The sequence below is a fragment of the Streptomyces sp. CBMA291 genome (assembly GCF_014596525.1).
Taxonomy (GTDB): Bacteria; Actinomycetota; Actinomycetes; order Streptomycetales; family Streptomycetaceae; genus Streptomyces.
The window spans coordinates 156,838-172,995 of sequence record NZ_MSJP01000114.1 but is presented as its reverse complement, the minus strand read 5'-3'; the positions used below and the strand labels follow the sequence as shown (position 1 = coordinate 172,995).

16 protein-coding genes and 1 pseudogene are annotated in these 16,158 nt (G+C 72.2%); 4 read left to right on the top strand and 13 right to left on the bottom strand.

Going from position 1 to position 16,158, the window contains the following annotated elements:
* The 6 genes and pseudogenes from BU197_RS29075 to BU197_RS29050 all read right to left on the bottom strand — a co-directional run.
* Positions 1–678 (bottom strand): annotated as a pseudogene (locus BU197_RS29075) (5,6-dimethylbenzimidazole synthase); the annotation flags it as partial.
* A 306-nt stretch (positions 679–984) separates the two neighbouring features.
* Positions 985–2,220, bottom strand: coding sequence for a precorrin-6y C5,15-methyltransferase (decarboxylating) subunit CbiE (cbiE, locus tag BU197_RS29070; RefSeq protein ID WP_188271307.1), 1,236 nt, complete (start codon positions 2,218–2,220; stop codon positions 985–987).
* 69 nt (positions 2,221–2,289) lie between these two features.
* Positions 2,290–2,925 (bottom strand): GNAT family N-acetyltransferase, encoded by a 636-nt coding sequence (locus tag BU197_RS29065; RefSeq protein ID WP_188271306.1) that lies wholly within the window; start codon positions 2,923–2,925, stop codon positions 2,290–2,292.
* A gap of 209 nt (positions 2,926–3,134) precedes the next feature.
* On the bottom strand, positions 3,135–3,983 hold the full coding sequence (locus BU197_RS29060; RefSeq protein WP_188271305.1) for a MetQ/NlpA family ABC transporter substrate-binding protein: 849 nt from the start codon (positions 3,981–3,983) through the stop codon (positions 3,135–3,137).
* Between the two features lie 93 nt (positions 3,984–4,076).
* The gene (locus BU197_RS29055) at positions 4,077–4,745 is read right to left on the bottom strand and encodes a methionine ABC transporter permease (RefSeq protein ID WP_188271304.1); all 669 of its coding nucleotides are present in this window, start codon (positions 4,743–4,745) and stop codon (positions 4,077–4,079) included.
* Positions 4,742–5,806 (bottom strand): methionine ABC transporter ATP-binding protein, encoded by a 1,065-nt coding sequence (locus tag BU197_RS29050; protein ID WP_188271303.1) that lies wholly within the window; start codon positions 5,804–5,806, stop codon positions 4,742–4,744. Before BU197_RS29050 ends, BU197_RS29055 begins: the two co-directional genes overlap by 4 nt.
* Positions 5,807–6,380: 574 nt before the next feature.
* Between BU197_RS29050 and BU197_RS29045 the strand changes: the two genes are divergently transcribed.
* Together BU197_RS29045 and BU197_RS29040 are read left to right on the top strand one after the other, a co-directional pair.
* Positions 6,381–6,743 (top strand): hypothetical protein, encoded by a 363-nt coding sequence (locus BU197_RS29045; protein WP_188271302.1) that lies wholly within the window; start codon positions 6,381–6,383, stop codon positions 6,741–6,743.
* A 2-nt stretch (positions 6,744–6,745) separates the two neighbouring features.
* Entirely contained in the window at positions 6,746–7,183 is a 438-nt protein-coding gene (locus tag BU197_RS29040; RefSeq protein WP_188271301.1) for a hypothetical protein, read from the top strand.
* A gap of 25 nt (positions 7,184–7,208) precedes the next feature.
* Here the strand turns inward: BU197_RS29040 and BU197_RS29035 are convergent, their stop codons facing one another.
* The 3 genes from BU197_RS29035 to BU197_RS29025 all read right to left on the bottom strand — a co-directional run bounded on the left by BU197_RS29035 (position 7,209) and on the right by BU197_RS29025 (position 9,901).
* Complete coding sequence (locus tag BU197_RS29035) at positions 7,209–7,703, bottom strand: GNAT family N-acetyltransferase (protein WP_188271317.1); 495 nt, start codon at positions 7,701–7,703, stop codon at positions 7,209–7,211.
* Positions 7,704–7,740: 37 nt separating this feature from the next.
* The gene (locus tag BU197_RS29030; RefSeq protein ID WP_188271300.1) at positions 7,741–8,286 is read right to left on the bottom strand and encodes an RNA polymerase sigma factor; all 546 of its coding nucleotides are present in this window, start codon (positions 8,284–8,286) and stop codon (positions 7,741–7,743) included.
* Positions 8,287–8,716: 430 nt separating this feature from the next.
* Positions 8,717–9,901: a glycerophosphodiester phosphodiesterase gene (locus BU197_RS29025; protein WP_188271299.1), complete on the bottom strand. Its 1,185-nt coding sequence runs from the start codon at positions 9,899–9,901 to the stop codon at positions 8,717–8,719.
* A 218-nt stretch (positions 9,902–10,119) separates the two neighbouring features.
* Here BU197_RS29025 and BU197_RS29020 point away from each other — a divergent pair, with 218 nt between their 5' ends.
* Entirely contained in the window at positions 10,120–10,791 is a 672-nt protein-coding gene (locus tag BU197_RS29020; protein ID WP_188271298.1) for a lysophospholipid acyltransferase family protein, read from the top strand.
* Between the two features lie 97 nt (positions 10,792–10,888).
* Here BU197_RS29020 and BU197_RS29015 read toward each other — a convergent pair whose 3' ends face one another.
* The 3 genes from BU197_RS29015 to argH form a co-directional block, all read right to left on the bottom strand.
* Positions 10,889–12,433, bottom strand: coding sequence for an MFS transporter (locus BU197_RS29015; protein ID WP_188271297.1), 1,545 nt, complete (start codon positions 12,431–12,433; stop codon positions 10,889–10,891).
* Entirely contained in the window at positions 12,430–12,981 is a 552-nt protein-coding gene (locus BU197_RS29010) for a TetR/AcrR family transcriptional regulator (protein ID WP_188271296.1), read from the bottom strand. Before BU197_RS29010 ends, BU197_RS29015 begins: the two co-directional genes overlap by 4 nt.
* Before the next feature lie 344 nt (positions 12,982–13,325).
* Positions 13,326–14,756, bottom strand: a complete 1,431-nt coding sequence (gene argH / locus BU197_RS29005; protein WP_188271295.1) for an argininosuccinate lyase — start codon at positions 14,754–14,756, stop codon at positions 13,326–13,328.
* A gap of 180 nt (positions 14,757–14,936) precedes the next feature.
* Between argH and BU197_RS29000 the strand changes: the two genes are divergently transcribed.
* Complete coding sequence (locus BU197_RS29000; RefSeq protein WP_188271294.1) at positions 14,937–15,578, top strand: pyridoxamine 5'-phosphate oxidase family protein; 642 nt, start codon at positions 14,937–14,939, stop codon at positions 15,576–15,578.
* 42 nt (positions 15,579–15,620) lie between these two features.
* Here the strand turns inward: BU197_RS29000 and BU197_RS28995 are convergent, their stop codons facing one another.
* Positions 15,621–16,157 carry an arginine repressor gene (locus BU197_RS28995; protein WP_188271293.1) on the bottom strand — a complete coding sequence of 179 codons (537 nt, stop codon included), beginning with the start codon at positions 16,155–16,157 and terminating at the stop codon, positions 15,621–15,623.
* Between the last annotated feature and the right edge of the window lies 1 nt (position 16,158).

The window sequence follows — 16,158 nt, the reverse complement described above, 5'->3', positions numbered from 1 at the left end:
CGCCACCGGACTCGGGCAGCGGCGGGCCCATGTGGAGCGGGCGGCGGGGCGCGGTCTGGGCGGCGGGGGGCACGCGGACGGAGCCGGTGTCGTGGCCCGCGGCCTCGTGGGCGCCGGTGTCGAGGATGCCCGGCTCGTAGCCGTGGTCGGTGGCGTGCGGTCGTGGCCCGCGGCCTCGTGGGCGCCGGTGTCGAGGATGCCCGGCTCGTAGCCGTGGTCGGTGGCGTGCGGCGCGACGGGCACGCCGTGGGCCGGGGTGCCGGTGAACTGCTCGACGGGCACGCCGTGGGCCGGGGTGCCCGGGTGCGGGACCGGCACGCCCCGGGGCGGGGTCTGCTGGGGGGCCGTCAGGACGTCGGCGAGGGCCACCGCGTCGAGCGGGGCCGTCAGCGGGTCGACGAGCGGGTGCGGCGGGCCCGGGTGGGCCATCGCCTGGTTCGGGAGCGGCGGTGCGGCCGGCGGGGGCGGCACGGCGACCGGGGGTGCGGGTGCGACGCCCGGCGGGTGCTCGCTCCAGGCGCCCTGGGCGCCCGGCATGAGCAGGATCTCGTCGTCCTCGGCGGTGTGCCCGGAGGGGTCCAGGAAGGTGTACGCGCCCGGTGCGGGGATGCCCGGCTGCTCGACCATGCCTGAGTTCTCCGGCTGTCCCTCGCCAGGGACCTGGCCGGTGTCCGTCATGCGTAACCCCTCGCCCATCGCTTGTGTTCCTTCAGACCTGCGCCCGTCGACAAGAACGAGCGCGCGCGCCGCGCGGCACGAAGGACACGCGGGTGCCCGTCCATTGTCGCGGCCCCCGGCCTCCATGGCAGGGAGATTCGCCACGGTGGGTTGTGGACTGCGCCACGTCGCGCGGTCCTCGTTGGGGGCGTACCACGCCGGTGACACACAAGATCCAACCATTCGGGACATTGCCGAACGAATCGCCGAACGTCAGGACGTGGTACAACAATCCGCCAGCCTACCCCGCCCCCTGACAGTCCCTCGTCAGGGGGAGCGCTCGATCCTTCGTCCGGAGAGCAGGAAGACGACGCAGCGCTCCCGTTCGGACCAGTCGCCGGGGTCGAGTCCGACGGTCTGGAGCAGCAGGCTCTCGACCTCGTAGCCGCCGTCGGCGAGGGCGGCGCCGACGGCCTCCGCCTCGTCGCGGGTGGAGGCGTGGGCGACGATCCGCTCCGGCCGCCGGTCAGTGCAGGCGGTGACGACGGGGACGCCGCCCGCCGCGATCCGTACGACGTCGGGTTCGGGCAGGCGTTCAAGGACGTGCGGGGCGCGGCCGGGGACGGTCTGGAGGAGTGCGCCGTGGCGGCGGGCGGCCTGTTCGGTGCGGGCGCAGGCGGCCGGGTCGGCGTCCACGGCGATGACGGCGGCGCCGAAGCGGGCCGCCTCGACGGAGAAGGCGCCGCCTGCGCAGCCGATGTCCCAGACGAGGTCCCCGGGCCGTGGCCCGAGCCGGGCGAGCTGGGCGGCGCGCAGGGAGGGGTCCTCGCCGGTGCCGGGCCGGTCCCGGCCGGGGGCGGCGGGGCCGTACTCCTCGGTGGGCAGTCCCCAGCCGCGTACCGGAAGGGCGGTGGTGGAGTGGCCGGTGAGCCAGGGGGCGGCGGGAGTGGTGCCGGTGGCGCCGCCGCCGATGACGAGGACGACGTTGGGATCGCGCCAGGCGTGGTCGGCGGCCCTGTCGGAGGTGAGCACGGACACGCGTTCGCGGGTGGTGCCCAGTTCCTCGCAGACGACGAAGGTGCGGTGGACGCCGTCGAGGAGGAGGGCGAGTTCGGCGGGTCCGGCGCCGGGCGAGGTGAGGACGGCGACCTTGGGGTGGGCGCGGCAGACGTTGACCGCGCGGCGCAGGGTGCGCTGGTGGGCGACGACGGTGCGGGCGTCCTCCCAGGGCATTCCGGCGCGGGCGAAGGCGGCGGCCACGGCGGAGACCGCCGGGACGACCTCGACTTCGAGGCCGTGTTCGGGGGCGCGCAGGGTGCGGACGACGCCGAAGAAGCCGGGGTCTCCGTCGGCGAGGACGACGGCGGTGCCCCGGTGGGCCGCGATGCGGCGGGCGGCGAGGTCGACGCTGCCGAGGCGGACGCGTTCGGCGGCGGGCGGTACTTCGGGCAGCGTCAGGTGGTGCGCGGCGCCGGCCACCAGGGTGGCGGCCGACAGTGCGGCCCTGCCCGCGGCGGTGAGGGGCGAACCGTCCCAGCCGATCACCGTGACGCGGTCGGCCATTGTGGTCTGTCTCCTGGTGTCGTCGCAGGTGGGAAGCTTTGAGAGCGTATCTCGGCCGGGTGCCGGGGCTCAGCTCCAGTCGGTGAAGGAGGAGTATCCGGCCTCGGCCATCTGGTCGGCGACGCCGTCGAGGTCCTCGGGGAGGAGGCCCCAGACGATGTAGTCGGTGCGCAGCTCGGTCCAGTCGCCGTCCTCGGTGCGGGCTCGGGCTATGCAGGCGTTGCGCAGGACGCCCTCGCTGATGCAGCCGATCTTCTGGGCGACCTGCTGGGAGGCGGTGTTGTCGGCGGCCGTGCGGATCTCCATGCGCTCGAACTTCTGGTCGCCGAAGAGCCATTGGGCGGTGGCGAGGGCGGCTTCGGAGGCGTATCCCTCGCCGCGTGCCCAGGGGGCGATGATGTAGGAGATCTCGGTGGAGCGGACCCGCCAGTTGGTCTTGCCGAGCTGGATCACGCCGACCAGGCGCTGGGTGAGGAACTCGGTGACGGCGAGGTCGATGCCCCGGCCCGCGGCGCGCTCGGCGGGCGCGTACTCGGTGATCCAGGTGTGGGCGGCGGCCTCGGTGAAGGGCTGGGGCAACGAGGTCCAGGCGGCGACGAGTTCGTCGTTCATCATCTCGGCGAGGGCGGGGGCGTCCGCTTCTTCGAGCGCGCGCAGCACCAGCCGGTCCGTGTTGATGGAGATGTCCGGGAAGGTGGTAGTCATGCGCAGCTCCATGCCGAGGAGGACCGTCCGAGTCGGGCGTGAAGGCACAGCATGCAGCATGTGGCCGCCGCCGCGCATGGCCGGGTGGGGTGTCGTGGCCGGGTCGCGGCGAAGACCCCGCGCACCCGGGTGGGGTGCGGGGGCCTTGCGTGCGAGGGCCGTGACGGGCCGGTGGCCTGGCGGCCGGGCCGGCCGCCGGGTTCCGGTCCTTACTTGACGGGGCCGAAGGCCGGGATGACCGCGCCCTTGTAGTTGTCCTCGATGAACTTCTTCACCTCGGAGGAGTGGAGCAGCTCGATGAGCTTCTGCACCCGGGCGTCCTTCTCGTCGCCCTGCTTGACGACGAGGATGTTGGCGTACGGGTTGCCGTCGGCCTTCTCCAGGACGATGGCGTCCTTGGTGGGCTCCAGGTGGGCCTCGATGGCGTAGTTGCCGTTGATGACGGCGGCGTCCACGTCGTTCAGGGCGCGGGGCACGGTGGCGGCCTCCAGCTCCTTGAACTCCAGGCCCTTCTTGTCGGTGATGTCGGAGACCTTGGCGTTGGTGCCGACGCCCGGCTTGACGGTGATCAGGTTGTTGGCGGCGAGCAGCTGGAGGGCGCGGCCGCCGTTGGTGGTGTCGTTGGGGATGGCGATGGTCTGGCCGGGCTTGACGTCCTTGAGGGACGAGAGCTTCTTGGAGTAGAAGCCCAGGGGCTCCAGGTGGGTGTTGGCCACCGCGACGAGGTGGGTCTTGTTCTTCACGTTGAAGTCGTCGAGGTACGGCTTGTGCTGGAAGAAGTTGGCGTCGACCTGGCCGGTCTCGGTGGCGGTGTTCGGCAGGATGTAGTCCGTGAACTCCTTCACCTCCAGCTTCAGGCCGGCCTTCTCGGCCAGGTTGTCCTTGACGAACTTCAGGATCTCGGCGTGCGGCGTCGGGGACGCGGCGACGACGAGCGGCTTGTCGGCGGACGCGCCCTTGTCGGCGGCGGGGTCCGAGGAGGTGCCGCAGGCGGTGAGGCCGAGGGCGAGGGCGGCGGTGGTGGCGATACCGGCGGTGAGCTTGATGTTCTTACGCACGAAGAGTGCCTCTTTCCGGTGGTGCGGTGGACGCCTGGACAACGAGTCCGGGCTTGTTCTTCGAAGGACGAAGTCTGGGGTGGCCGGGGCGGGTCAGGCGGTGTGGCCCCGGCGGGCGAGGAGTCGTACGACCCCGTCGCCGATGAGCTGGACGACGGTCACGATGACGACCAGGACGACCACGGTGACCAGCATGAACGTGGTGTCGAAGCGCGCGTAGCCGTAGGTGACGGCCTTGGAGCCGAGGCCTTCGCCGCCGACCGCGCCGGCCATCGCGGAGTAGCCGATGAGGACGATGATCGTGGTGGTGACGGCGGAGACCAGCGAGGGCAGTGCCTGCGGGAGCAGGACCTTGCGGACGATGGTGGGGATGCCGCCGCCCATGGACTGGACGGCCTCGACGAGTCCGTGGTCGACCTCGCGGACGGCCGTCTCGACGAGCCGGGCGAAGAAGGGGATGGCGCCGATGGCGAGCGGCACGATCATCGCGGTCGGGCCGATGAAGGTGCCGACGACGAAGGTGGTGAAGGGGATCAGGGCGATCAGCAGGATGATGAAGGGCATCGAGCGGCCGATGTTCACGATCGCGCCGACGACCTTGTTCACCGCGAGGTTCTGGAGCAGTCCGCCCCGGTCGGTGAGGACCAGGAGGATGCCGAGCGGCAGTCCGCCGACGATGGTGACGACGGTGGCCCACAGGACCATGTAGAGCGTGTCGACCGTGCCCTGCTCCAGCAGGGGCTGCATCTCGGACCAGGTCACTTGGCACCTTCCTTCAGGAGGGTGTGGGCGGGGGCGGGGACGGTGGCGACGGGGTCCGGCACCTCGACGAGTTCGACCTGGAGGCCCTGTTCGCGCAGGAAGCCGACCGGGACGACGTTGTCCTCGTACCGTCCGGGGAGTTCGATCCGCATCCGGCCGATCTGCCGGCCGCCGACGGTGTCCATCGCCGCCCCGAGGATCGAGATGTCGATGTTGTACGTGCGGGAGAGCTGGGAGATGACCGGCTGGTTCGCGGAGTCGCCGTGGAAGGTGACGTCGACGACCGTGCGGTCGGGTCCGGTGTGGGCGCCGCTGAGCGGGAACAGCTCGGTCGCCAGCCGGGAGCCGGGGGTGGCGAGCAGTTCGCCGACGGTGCCGGATTCGAGGACCCGGCCGTGTGCCATCAGCGCGGCGGAGTCGCAGATCGTCTTCACGACGTCCATCTCGTGGGTGATGAGGAGGACGGTGAGGCCGAGCTGCCGGTTGAGGTCGCGCAGCAGCTGGAGGATGGAGCGGGTGGTCTCCGGGTCGAGGGCGCTGGTGGCCTCGTCGGAGAGCAGTACCTTGGGCTCGCCCGCGAGGGCGCGGGCGATGCCGACGCGCTGCTTCTGGCCGCCGGAGAGCTGCCCGGGGTAGGCCTTGGCCTTGTCGGCGAGACCGACGAGGTCGAGGAGTTCGAGGGCCCGGCGGGAGCGCTCGGCGCCGGAGACGCCGAGGATCTCCAGGGGAAGCTCGATGTTGTCCTTGACCGTGCGGGAGGACAGCAGGTTGAAGTGCTGGAAGACCATGCCGATGCCGCTGCGGGCCCGGCGCAGGCCCTTGCCCGCGCGGCGGCCCTTCCCGGCGAGGGCGGTGAGGTCGACGCCGTCGACGGTCACCGTGCCGGAGGTGGGGCGCTCCAGGAGGTTGACGCAGCGGATGAGGGAGGACTTGCCGGCGCCGCTCTGGCCGATCACGCCGAAGACCTCGCCCTCGCGGACGTGGAGGTCGACACCGTCCAGAGCGGTGACCTGCCGGCCGCGCGACTCGTAGACCTTGGTCAGGCCCGAAGTGGTGATCACAGGGGTTTCCGTCACTGTCGAGTGCGTGACGCGGGGTCCGTCACGCACGGGGCATTCGTCAATTCGGACAGTCAGGCGCACGGAGTCCGCTCCGGCCTCGGCCGGGAGTCGGTGGGGTGCGCGGGGCGGGCACGGTCCGCCGCCGGAGGGCGGGCGGAGCGGCACGGCCGTCGGTCTCGCTTCGGGGCGTGAGACTCAGGCGGGGGCCCTCAGAAGGCGCGCATTCGACACATACAACGAGCACCGGGCGTCGTGATCGCCTCGGTCGCAAGGGTGCGGCTGCTCGTCGTGGTCATGGCTGCAAGTAAACCACGCTCAGATGGGGACGAAAGGGGTTGTCCGAATAGCGGACACCTTTGAGACGTATCCCGATACGGCTCCGAGCCTGCCATTCCGCCTCGTTTTCCCGCCGTGGCCTGCGGAGAGCAGGGATCAAGAGGAGGGGCGGCGGGGGTACGGAGGGCCCGGCGCGGGCCCCGGCTGTGGCCAAGGCCACGTCCCGGACGCCCTTCGGCGGGGTGCGGCGGTGGGGCCGCGGACATCGGGCCCTTCGCCCCGTAATACCCTCGGGCGCATGCTTGACGCCCTGACGGTCGCGGTCGCCGCGGCCGCGCTCGCCCTCGCCGCCTGGTGCGGCTACGCCGCCCTCCGCGATCAGCCGACCAAGGACTGGCACTTCATCGGCATGGCCGTGGTGACCTTCCTCGTCCTGGTCCAGCTGATCGTCGGAATCGTGCAGCTGGCGCGTGGCGAGAAGGCGGAGGAGGGCGCGACGATCTTCGTCGCCTATCTCCTCGGGGCGCTGTGCGCGGTGCCCATCGCCGGTTCCATGTCGCTCGCCGAGCGGAGCCGGTGGGGTTCGGCCACGGTGGCCGCGGGCGCGGTCGTGCTGGCCGTGCTCGAAGTGCGTCTCTACGACATCTGGACGGTGGGCTGACCATGACCGAGACGCAAGAGCGGGCGCAGGGCACGCCGGGCGCGAAGACCCGGCTCGTCAGCGGCCCCGGCATACTGCTCGTATGGCTGTACGGCGTGATGTCGGTCGGCGCGGTCTCGCGGTCGGTCTACCAGATCGCCACCGAGTTCGACCGCGCCCCGCTCGCGTACGCCCTTTCGGCGGTGGCCGCCGTCGTCTACGCCTTCATCACGTACACCCTGGTACGCGGCGGGGAGACGGCCCGCAGGGCGGCGCTGGTGTGCTGCGCCGCCGAGCTGGCGGGTGTCCTGGTGGTCGGGACGTGGACGCTGGTGGAGCCGTCCGCCTTCCCGGACGCGACGGTCTGGTCGGACTACGGCTACGGCTACCTCTTCATCCCGGTGCTGCTGCCGCTGACCGGCATCTGGTGGCTGCGGAAGTCGCGCGGTCCGGCGTCCTGAGGACGGGCCGGGCGGTGACCCTCGCTCAGGCGGCCTTCTCCAGGGTCACCAGGGTCACCGCGGGACCGGCCTCGCCGGTGGCCACTCGGGTGTACCCCCGGCTGCGGTAGAGGCGCAGGTCGCCCTCGCCGCGGTGGCCGGTGAAGAGCCGGAAGCGCTTGGCGGGCGGGGCGGGCAGCCGGTCGGCGCCGGTCGCGAAGTGGTTCTCGATGGCGTCGAGGAGCCGCCCGCCGAGACCGTGCCGCCGCATGCGCGGGTGGACGATCAGCTTGGCGATCCGCACGGTGCCGTCCTCGTCGAGCCGGGCGCGCACGGAGGCGACGACCTCGTCCCCGAGCCGGGCCACGAGACCGTACCCCTCGTCGAGTTCGGCGCGCAGGGCGTCGAGGGACTGGGTGAGCGGTTCGATGGACCAGTCACCGTAAAGCTCCGCCTCGCTCTGGTAGCAGAGGTACTGAAGCTTCAGGATGTGCTCCGCGTCCCGTGCTGCCGCTGCCGAGATGGTCACGCTCAGGCCCATGTGTGCACGCCTCCCGCTCATCTGGTCGATCATCGGTTTACCGCACCCTTCCCCATCGGCCGGGAGCGGGAACCTCTGCCGCCAGCATTCTGCGCAGGCATCCCAGGCAACGGGAACGCATCGGCCCCAGACTGCCCTGTGAGATACCCAACTCTCCTGCGATTTCGCGGTAGGTGTGGTCCTGGGGGTCGAGCATCGCGGTCAGCACCCGGGGACAGCGTCCGGGCGTTCGGGTGACGGCGGCGCGCAGGAAGCGGCGGCCCTCGTCGACCAGCAGGGAGTGCTCGGGAGAGCCGTGCGGCTCGGCGCCGGCCGGCTCGTGGACGGGCTCGTCGAGGTAGGGGCGCTCGTGGTGGCGGGTCCTGCGGGCCCGGCGGGCCTCCGCCCGGACGGCCCGGCGCAGCCATTCGGCGGGCCGCTCGGGGGCGGCGCCGGTCTCCCGGAGCCGTTCCAGAAGCCGGAGCCAGACGGCCTGTTCGAGGTCCCCGGGGTCGACCCCGGCGGCGGGCGCCTCGGCGTCCGACTCGGCGGCGAGCAGGGGCGCGAGCGCGGCGAGGAGGCCGGGGGCGGTCTCCTGCGCCACGGGCGTGGGCCTCGGTCCTGCGGGGGTGAGCCCGGGTTCCGCAGGGGTGAGCCCTGTTTCCCCGGAGGTGAGCCCTGTTTCTGCGGGGGCCGTGGGCTCGGCGGGGGCGGAAGGCGCGGCTGGGGCGGAAGGCCCTGCTGGGGCGGAAGGCGCGGCTGGGGCGGCGGTCTCGGAAGTGGGCAGGGGGTTGGTCGCGGAAGTGGGCAGGGGGTTGGTCGCGGGGTTGGTCATGAGGGGCGAGATGGCGGGGCACGCGCGCGTGGTTGCGGTCCGCGCCGCAAACCACCCGTGCGAGGGGTGTACGGGCCCGCCGCCCAACCCGTACGCCCCTCGGCCCGTACGCCCCTCGGCTCGTGGACCCGGCCCGTACGCCCGGCCCGTACCGCCTCCGACTCGTGCGTCCCCCGGCCCGTGCACCCCTCCCGCGGGCTCAGCCCCGGTTGTCCAGGTCCGCCGCCGCGAGCAGGGCCGTGTCCGGGTTGTCGGCGAAGATGCCGTCGATGCCGGTCTCCAGGTACCGCTTCAGGGCCCCGAAGGCGTCGCCGTACGCCGTCGGGTCCGTGCCCCGGCGGAACTCCACCGGCAGGAAGGTGTTCTCGTTGCGGTGGGTGTACGGGTGGAGGATCAGGCCCGCCGCGTGCGCGTCGCGCACCAGGGTCGTGGGGTCGCCGAGGCGCCCGCTCGCGTCCTTGGGGATGACCAGGTCGAGGGTGGGGCCGATGCCCCGCGCGTAGGAGGCGATCCAGCGCAGGCCCTTGGGGGTGACGAGGTCCGCGACCGTGCGCGGGTCGCCCGCCTCGACGAAGTCCCAGGGGCGGCTGTTCGCGCCGGAGAGCAGGACGACGCCGGGCGCGTCGACCAGCTTCGCCAGGCGCTGGATGCTGCCCGGCTCGAAGGACTGGAGGAAGACCGGGGAGTCGGCGCGGTGCCGCCCGTACCGGCGGAGCAGCTTGGCGAGGCGCTCCTCAAGGCCGAGGCCGAGGGCGCGGAAGTAGCTGGGGTGCTTGGTCTCGACGTGCAGCCAGACCGGGCGGCCCCGGCGGCGGCCCTCGTCCTCGGCCCAGCGCAGGACCTCCTCGAAGGTCGGGACGGTCCACCGGCCGTCGTAGAGGGTGTTCTCCTGGCGAGTGGCCGGAATCCGCTCCTTGGCGCGCAGGGTCTTCAGCTCGGCGAGGGTGAAGTCCTCGGTGAACCAGCCGGTGAGCTTGGCCCCGTCGACGGTCTTGGTGGTCTTGCGGGAGGCGAACTCGGGGTGGTCGGCGACGTCGGTGGTGCCGGTGATGTCGTTCTCGTGGCGGCAGACCAGGTGTCCGTCCTTGGTGGGGACGAGGTCCTGTTCGACGACGTGGGCGCCGAGGTCCAGGGCGAGCTGGTAGGAGCCGAGGGTGTGCTCGGGGCGGTAGCCGCTGGCGCCCCGGTGGCCTATGACGGTGGGGACGGGGAGCGAGCGGTAGCCGCCGTGGCCGTGCGGCCGTCCGGCGGGCGCGGCCCCCGCGCCCGCCGCGAGAGCCGTGCCCGTACCGGCCGTGAGGGCCGTGGAGGCGCCGAGCACCGTGGCGCCCGCCGCTCCGAGAACCGTCCGCCGCGCCGGGGTCCGGCGTTCGCCCTGGGTCATGGAAGTGCCCTCCTGCTGTGGTGTGCCGCCGCTGTCGACGGGTGTGCCCCGACGCTAGGCACCGGGCCCCTACGGGCGGCAGACCGCGGCCGAACATGGCGGAAACACGCGTCAACACCACGTATCCACTCCGTGAACCCGATGTGCGCACGGCCGCGCGCCGCGAGTATCGTCGCCTGCTGCACCGTCAGCTGGACCGACCCGCACCGGAGGAACCGTTGTCCCGTCATGCGATCATCAAGGCAGTGCTCGGGCCGGTCATGCGCCTGATGTTCCGCCCCCGCGTGGAGGGCACCGAGAACATCCCGGGGACCGGTCCCGTCATCCTCGCGGGCAACCACCTGACCTTCATCGACTCGATGATCATGCCGATCTGTCTGGACCGCCCGGTCTACTTCATCGGCAAGGACGAGTACGTGACCGGCAAGGGCCTCAAGGGCCGGGCGATGGCCTGGTTCTTCACCAGTGTCGGCATGATCCCGGTGGACCGCGACGGCGGGCGCGGCGGTGTCGCGGCGCTGATGACCGGCCGCCGGATCCTGGAGGAGGGCAAGATCTTCTCCATCTACCCGGAGGGCACCCGCTCCCCCGACGGCCGGCTGTACCGGGGCCGTACGGGCATCGCGCGCCTCACCCTGATGACCGGGGCCCCGGTCATCCCGTTCGCGATGATCGGCACCGACAAGATCCAGCCGGGCGGGTCGGGCTTCCCGCGTCCGGGCCGGGTGACGGTCCGCTTCGGCGAGGCGATGGAGTTCTCGCGGTACGACGGGATGGACCGCGACCGCTATGTGCTGCGGGCGGTGACGGACTCGGTGATGGCCGAGGTCATGCGCCTGTCCGGGCAGGAGTACGTGGACATGTACGCGACCAAGGCCAAGGCGGCCTGAGTCCGCGCGTGCCGGTGCCCCGTACGGATGCGTCCGTACGGGGCACCGGTGCGTTCCGGGACGGTCCGGAGAGGCCCGTCCGGCACGCGCGGGGGCGTCAGTGCTCGACGCCGTCCTCCAGCTTCTGGCCCTTGAGCAGGAACCAGGCGGCGACCGCCGTCGCGAGCAGGACCGCGGCGCCGACGCCCGCGGCGATCCGCAGCCCGTCCACGAAGGCCTCCTGGGCTGCCGACACCAGGGCCGTCGCCGTCTCCGGGGCCAGGGATCCGGAGGCCTCGACCGCGCCGCCGAGCGACTCGTGGGCGGCGGACGCGGTGCCCGAGGGGACGCCGGACGGGGTGGCGAAGTCGCGGTAGACGCCGGTCACGATCGAGCCGAGGAGGGCGATGCCGAGCGCGGCGCCCAGCTCGTACGCGGTCTCGGAGACGGCCGAGGCGGAACCGGCCTGTTCCTTGGGGACGCTGGAGAGGATCACGTCGGCGGTGACGGTGAAGGCGAATCCCGCGCCCACGCCCACGACGAGCAGGGCGCCGCCGAGCAGCGGATAGCCGGTGTGCTGGTCGAGCGTGGTGAGGACGGCCAGGGAGAGGCCGACCGCCGCGAGTCCGCCGGAGACCACCGACCGGACGGAGAAGCGCCGGGCCGCGAGTCCCGCCATCAGACCGGCCGTGACCGCGCCGACGGCGGCGGGCAGCTCGGCGAGCCCCGCCTCCAGGGGGTGGCGGCCCTGGACCAGCTGGAAGAACTGGGACAGGAAGAAGACCAGGCCGGAGAGGCCGAGGATGGTCAGCAGATCGGCGAGTACGGCGCCCGAGAAGCCCCGGTGGCGGAAGAGGCGCATGTCCAGGAGCGGCGCGGCCAGGGTCAGCTGCCTGCGGACGAACCAGGTCAGGGCCGCGATGCCGGCGAGGGCGGCGACCGCCGCGTCGAGGGAGGCGCCGTGCGAGGCCAGTTCCTTGATCGCGTAGACGACGCCGATCATGCCGACGAGGGAGAGCAGCACGCTCGGCAGGTCCCAGGGGCCAGGGGCGGGGTTCTTCGACTCGGGGATCAGCTTGAGGCCGACGACGACGAGGACGCCCATCACGGGCAGGTTGATGAGGAAGACCGAGCCCCACCAGAAGTGTTCGAGCAGGAATCCGCCGACGACCGGTCCGACGGCGGCACCGGCCGAGGCCATCGCACCCCAGATGCCGATGGCGAGGCTGCGCTCGCGCGGGTCGTGGAAGAGGTTGCGGATGAGCGCCAGGGTGGAGGGCATCAGGGTGGCACCGGCGACACCGAGGAGGGCGCGGGCCGCGATCATCGCCTCGGGGCTGGTCGCGTAGGCGTTGAGGACGGAGACGGCGCCGAAGGCGGTGGCGCCGATCAGGAGCAGCTTCTTGCGTCCGATGCGGTCGCCGAGACTGCCCATGGAGACCAGGAGTCCGGCGATGACGAAGGAGTAGACGTCGCCGATCCAGAGGAGCTGGGTGCCCGAGGGCTTCAGGTCCTCGGAGAGAAAGGGGGTGGCGAGGCCGAGGACCGTGGCGTCGACCGCCACGAGGAGGACGGCCAGGACGAGGACGGAGAGGGCGAGCCACCTGCCGGGGCGGTGCGCGCCCTCGGTATGGCTCCGGTTCGTGAGGGTGCTGGTGGTCACTGCTCCACGCTCCTGCGTGCTCCGCCGAGCAGCAGCTCGACGATCATGTACTGGAAGTCCTTGGCTGCGACCCGGCCGTCGTGTACGGCCCAGGCACCGGAGCCGATGAGCCCGTAGAGGGCCTCGCAGAGCCAGGCGGGGGTCAGGTCGATCCGGAAGACGCCCCGCTCCTGGCCGCGCCGGAAGAGGGCGGCGATGCGGGCGTCGAGGCGTTCCCAGCCCTCGTGCAGCTGGTCGCCCTCGAAGAGCTGGTTCTCCGTGACGAGGAACGACAGGAGGGGCGCGACGGGCTCGGCCTCGGCGACGAACCGGCGCAGCGCCTCGTCCTCGGGCCCCTCGTCGAGCCGGGCGCGGTCGAGCGCCTGCTCCATCTCCTGGATGCCCAGCTCTTCGAGCGCCCGCACCAGGGCGTCCCGTCCGGCGAAGTGCCGGTGGAGGGTGGCCCGGCCGATCCCGGCGGCACGGGCGACCTCGTCCATGGTGGCGGTGGCCTTGCGCGTGAGCAGGGCGGCGGCGGCACGGAGCACCTGGGTGCGGTCGACTGACATGAGACGACTGTACACCGAATGAGACATCGATGTCTCATTCGGGAGTCGCATGACTCATCGAGGGGGGCTCGATTCGCCTGGGGTGCCGGGGTATCAGCCGGAGTGCCGACCGGGGTGCAGGGATGCCGGTCGGGGTGCCGGCCGGGGTGCCGGGGCCACGGCCAGGGGGCCGGAGTGCCGACCGGGGCGTCGGAGTACCGGCCCGGGGGCGCCGGAGTACTGGCCGGGGGGCGTCGGAGTACCGGCCAGGGGGCGTCGGAGCCGTACGTACGGCAGCGCCGCCGTCCGGGAGAGGGGCGGCGGCGCTGGGTGACGAGGTACGGCCGGGGGTTCCGGCGGTGCGCCTACTTCTGCTTGGCGGTGGCCCAGGCGTGCTGGATGACCAGGTCCGCCTTGACCTCGACCAGCTGGACGGCGACGGCGGAGGGCGCGGTGCCGCCGCGTCCGTCGCGGGAGGCGAGGGCGCCGGGGACGTTGAGGACCGTGCGGACCTCGGGGGTGAGGTGCTCGGAGATCTTGGCGAACTGCTCGTCCGTCAGCTCGTCGAGTTCCTTGCCCTCGGACTCGGCGACCTTGACGCACTCGCCCGCGACCTCGTGCGCCACCCGGAACGGGACGCCCTGCTTGACCAGCCACTCGGCGATGTCCGTCGCGAGCGAGAAGCCGGCCGGGGCCAGCTCCTCCATGCGGTCCCGGTTGACGGTGAGCGTGGCCATCATGCCGGTGAAGGCGGGGAGCAGGACCTCCAGCTGGTCGCAGGAGTCGAAGACCGGCTCCTTGTCCTCCTGGAGGTCGCGGTTGTAGGCGAGCGGGAGCGCCTTCAGGGTGGCGAGCAGACCGGAGAGGTTGCCGATGAGGCGGCCGGACTTGCCCCGGGCCAGCTCGGCGATGTCGGGGTTCTTCTTCTGCGGCATGATCGACGAGCCGGTGGAGAAGGCGTCGTGCAGGGTCACGAAGGAGAACTCCTTCGTGTTCCAGATGATGATCTCCTCGGCGATCCGCGAGAGGTTGATCCCGATCATCGCGGTGATGAAGGCGAACTCGGCGACGAAGTCGCGCGAGGCCGTGCCGTCGATCGAGTTGCCGACCGAGCCGCGCTCGAAGCCGAGGTCCTTGGCGACGGACTCCGGGTCGAGCCCGAGGGAGGAACCGGCGAGGGCGCCGGAGCCGTACGGGGAGACGGCCGTCCGGGTGTCCCACTGGCGCAGCCGCTCGGCGTCCCGGGAGAGGGACTGGGCGTGGGCCAGGACGTGGTGCGCGAAGAGCACCGGCTGGGCGTGCTGGAGGTGCGTACGGCCGGGCATGGCGACGTCCGGGTGGGCCTCGGCGAGGCCGACGAGGGCGTCCTGGAGTTCGGCGACGAGGCCGCCGATGATCCGGGCGTGGTCGCGCAGGTACATCCTGAAGAGGGTGGCGACCTGGTCGTTGCGGGACCGGCCGGCGCGCAGCTTGCCGCCGAGGTCGGGGCCGAGGCGCTCCAGGAGGCCGCGTTCCAGGGCGGTGTGGACGTCCTCGTCGGCGATGGTGCCGACGAAGGAGCCGTCGGCGACGTCCGCCTCCAGCTGGTCGAGCCCGGCGATCATGCGGGTCAGTTCGTCCTCGGTGAGCAGCCCGGCCTTGTGCAGCACGCGCGCGTGGGCGCGGGATCCGGCGATGTCGTACGGCGCGAGACGCCAGTCGAAGTGGACCGACGCGGACAGCTTCGCCAGGGCCTCGGCCGGGCCGTCCGCGAACCGTCCGCCCCAGAGCCGGACGTCACCGTTGTTGCTGCTCACAGCTGCTGCTCCTCGGGAGGGTGGGTGGTGCCGCGGCCTCCGCGGGAGGCGAGGACGTCGACAGCATAACTATGCGGTCCTCCGTATTCTTTGTCAATGCGAGGCGAGGGGTACGCCAGGGAAGTCCGCTCCGTGGGATAACCCGGCGCGCCGCGCGGACGACACGCGCACCATGGGGGGATGGGAAAGACATACGAACGCATCGACGAACGTCTTCGGGCCTTCATCGAGGAGCAGTTGGTCTTCTTCACCGCGACCGCGCCGCTCTCCGGCGACGGGCACGTCAACCTCTCCCCCAAGGGCCGCAAGGGCACCCTCGTCGTCCTCGACGAACTGACTCTCGCCTACGTCGACTTCGGCGGCAGCGGAGCCGAGACCATCGCCCATCTGCGCGAGCCGGGCAACGGCCGCATCACCCTCATGTGGACCGCGTTCTCCGGCCCGCCGACCGTCGTACGGGTGCATGGCGCCGGGGAGGTCGTCCTGCGCGACGACCCCCGCTGGCCCGGCCTCTTCGCCCGCTTCCCGGCCGAGGCGGTCGAGGGCCAGAGCAGTGCGCGGGCGATCATCCTGGTGCGGGCCCAGCGGGTCGCCAGCGCCTGCGGGTTCGCCGTTCCCGTGCTGGAGTTCCAGGAGGAACGGTCGCTGCACGCCGAGTACTTCAACCGCAAGACGGACGAGGAGTTCAGCGCGTACTGCGAGAAGAAGGAGCACATCGCGACCAGCCTCGACGGTCTGCCCGCCCTCCCGCTCCCCCTGCCGCCCCAGCCCGCCACCGGGCCCCGCACCCCGGAGACGACGGCGCCGGCCGCTCGGGGGTGAGCGGCCGGCGACGTCGTCGGCGGGGTGACGGGACCGGGCCCGTCAGCGGTCCTTCTGCGCCAGTCGCAGCAGGTGGTCGGCGAGGGCCTGGCCGCCGGCGGGGTCGCGGCTGATGAGGAGGAGGGTGTCGTCGCCCGCGATCGTGCCGAGGATCGCGTGGAGTTCGGCCTGGTCGATGGCGGACGCGAGGAACTGGGCGGCGCCCGGCGGGGTCCGCAGGACCACCAGGTTCGCGGACGCCTCGGCGGAGATCAGGAGTTCGCCGGAGAGGCGGCGCATGCGCTCCTCCTTGGCGGACTCCCCGAGCGGCGCCTGCGGGGTGCGGAAGCCGCCCTCGCTGGGCACCGCGTAGATCAGCTCGCCGCCGGTGTTGCGGATCTTCACCGCGCCCAGCTCGTCGAGGTCGCGGGAGAGCGTCGCCTGGGTGACGCTCAGCCCGTCGTCCGCGAGGAGCTTGGCGAGCTGGCTCTGCGAGCGCACCGGCTGCCGGTTGAGGATGTCGACGATCCTTCGGTGACGGGCGGTACGGGTCTGCGGAACCGACGGCCCTCCGTGCTCGGTCTCCTGCGCGTCGGTCATC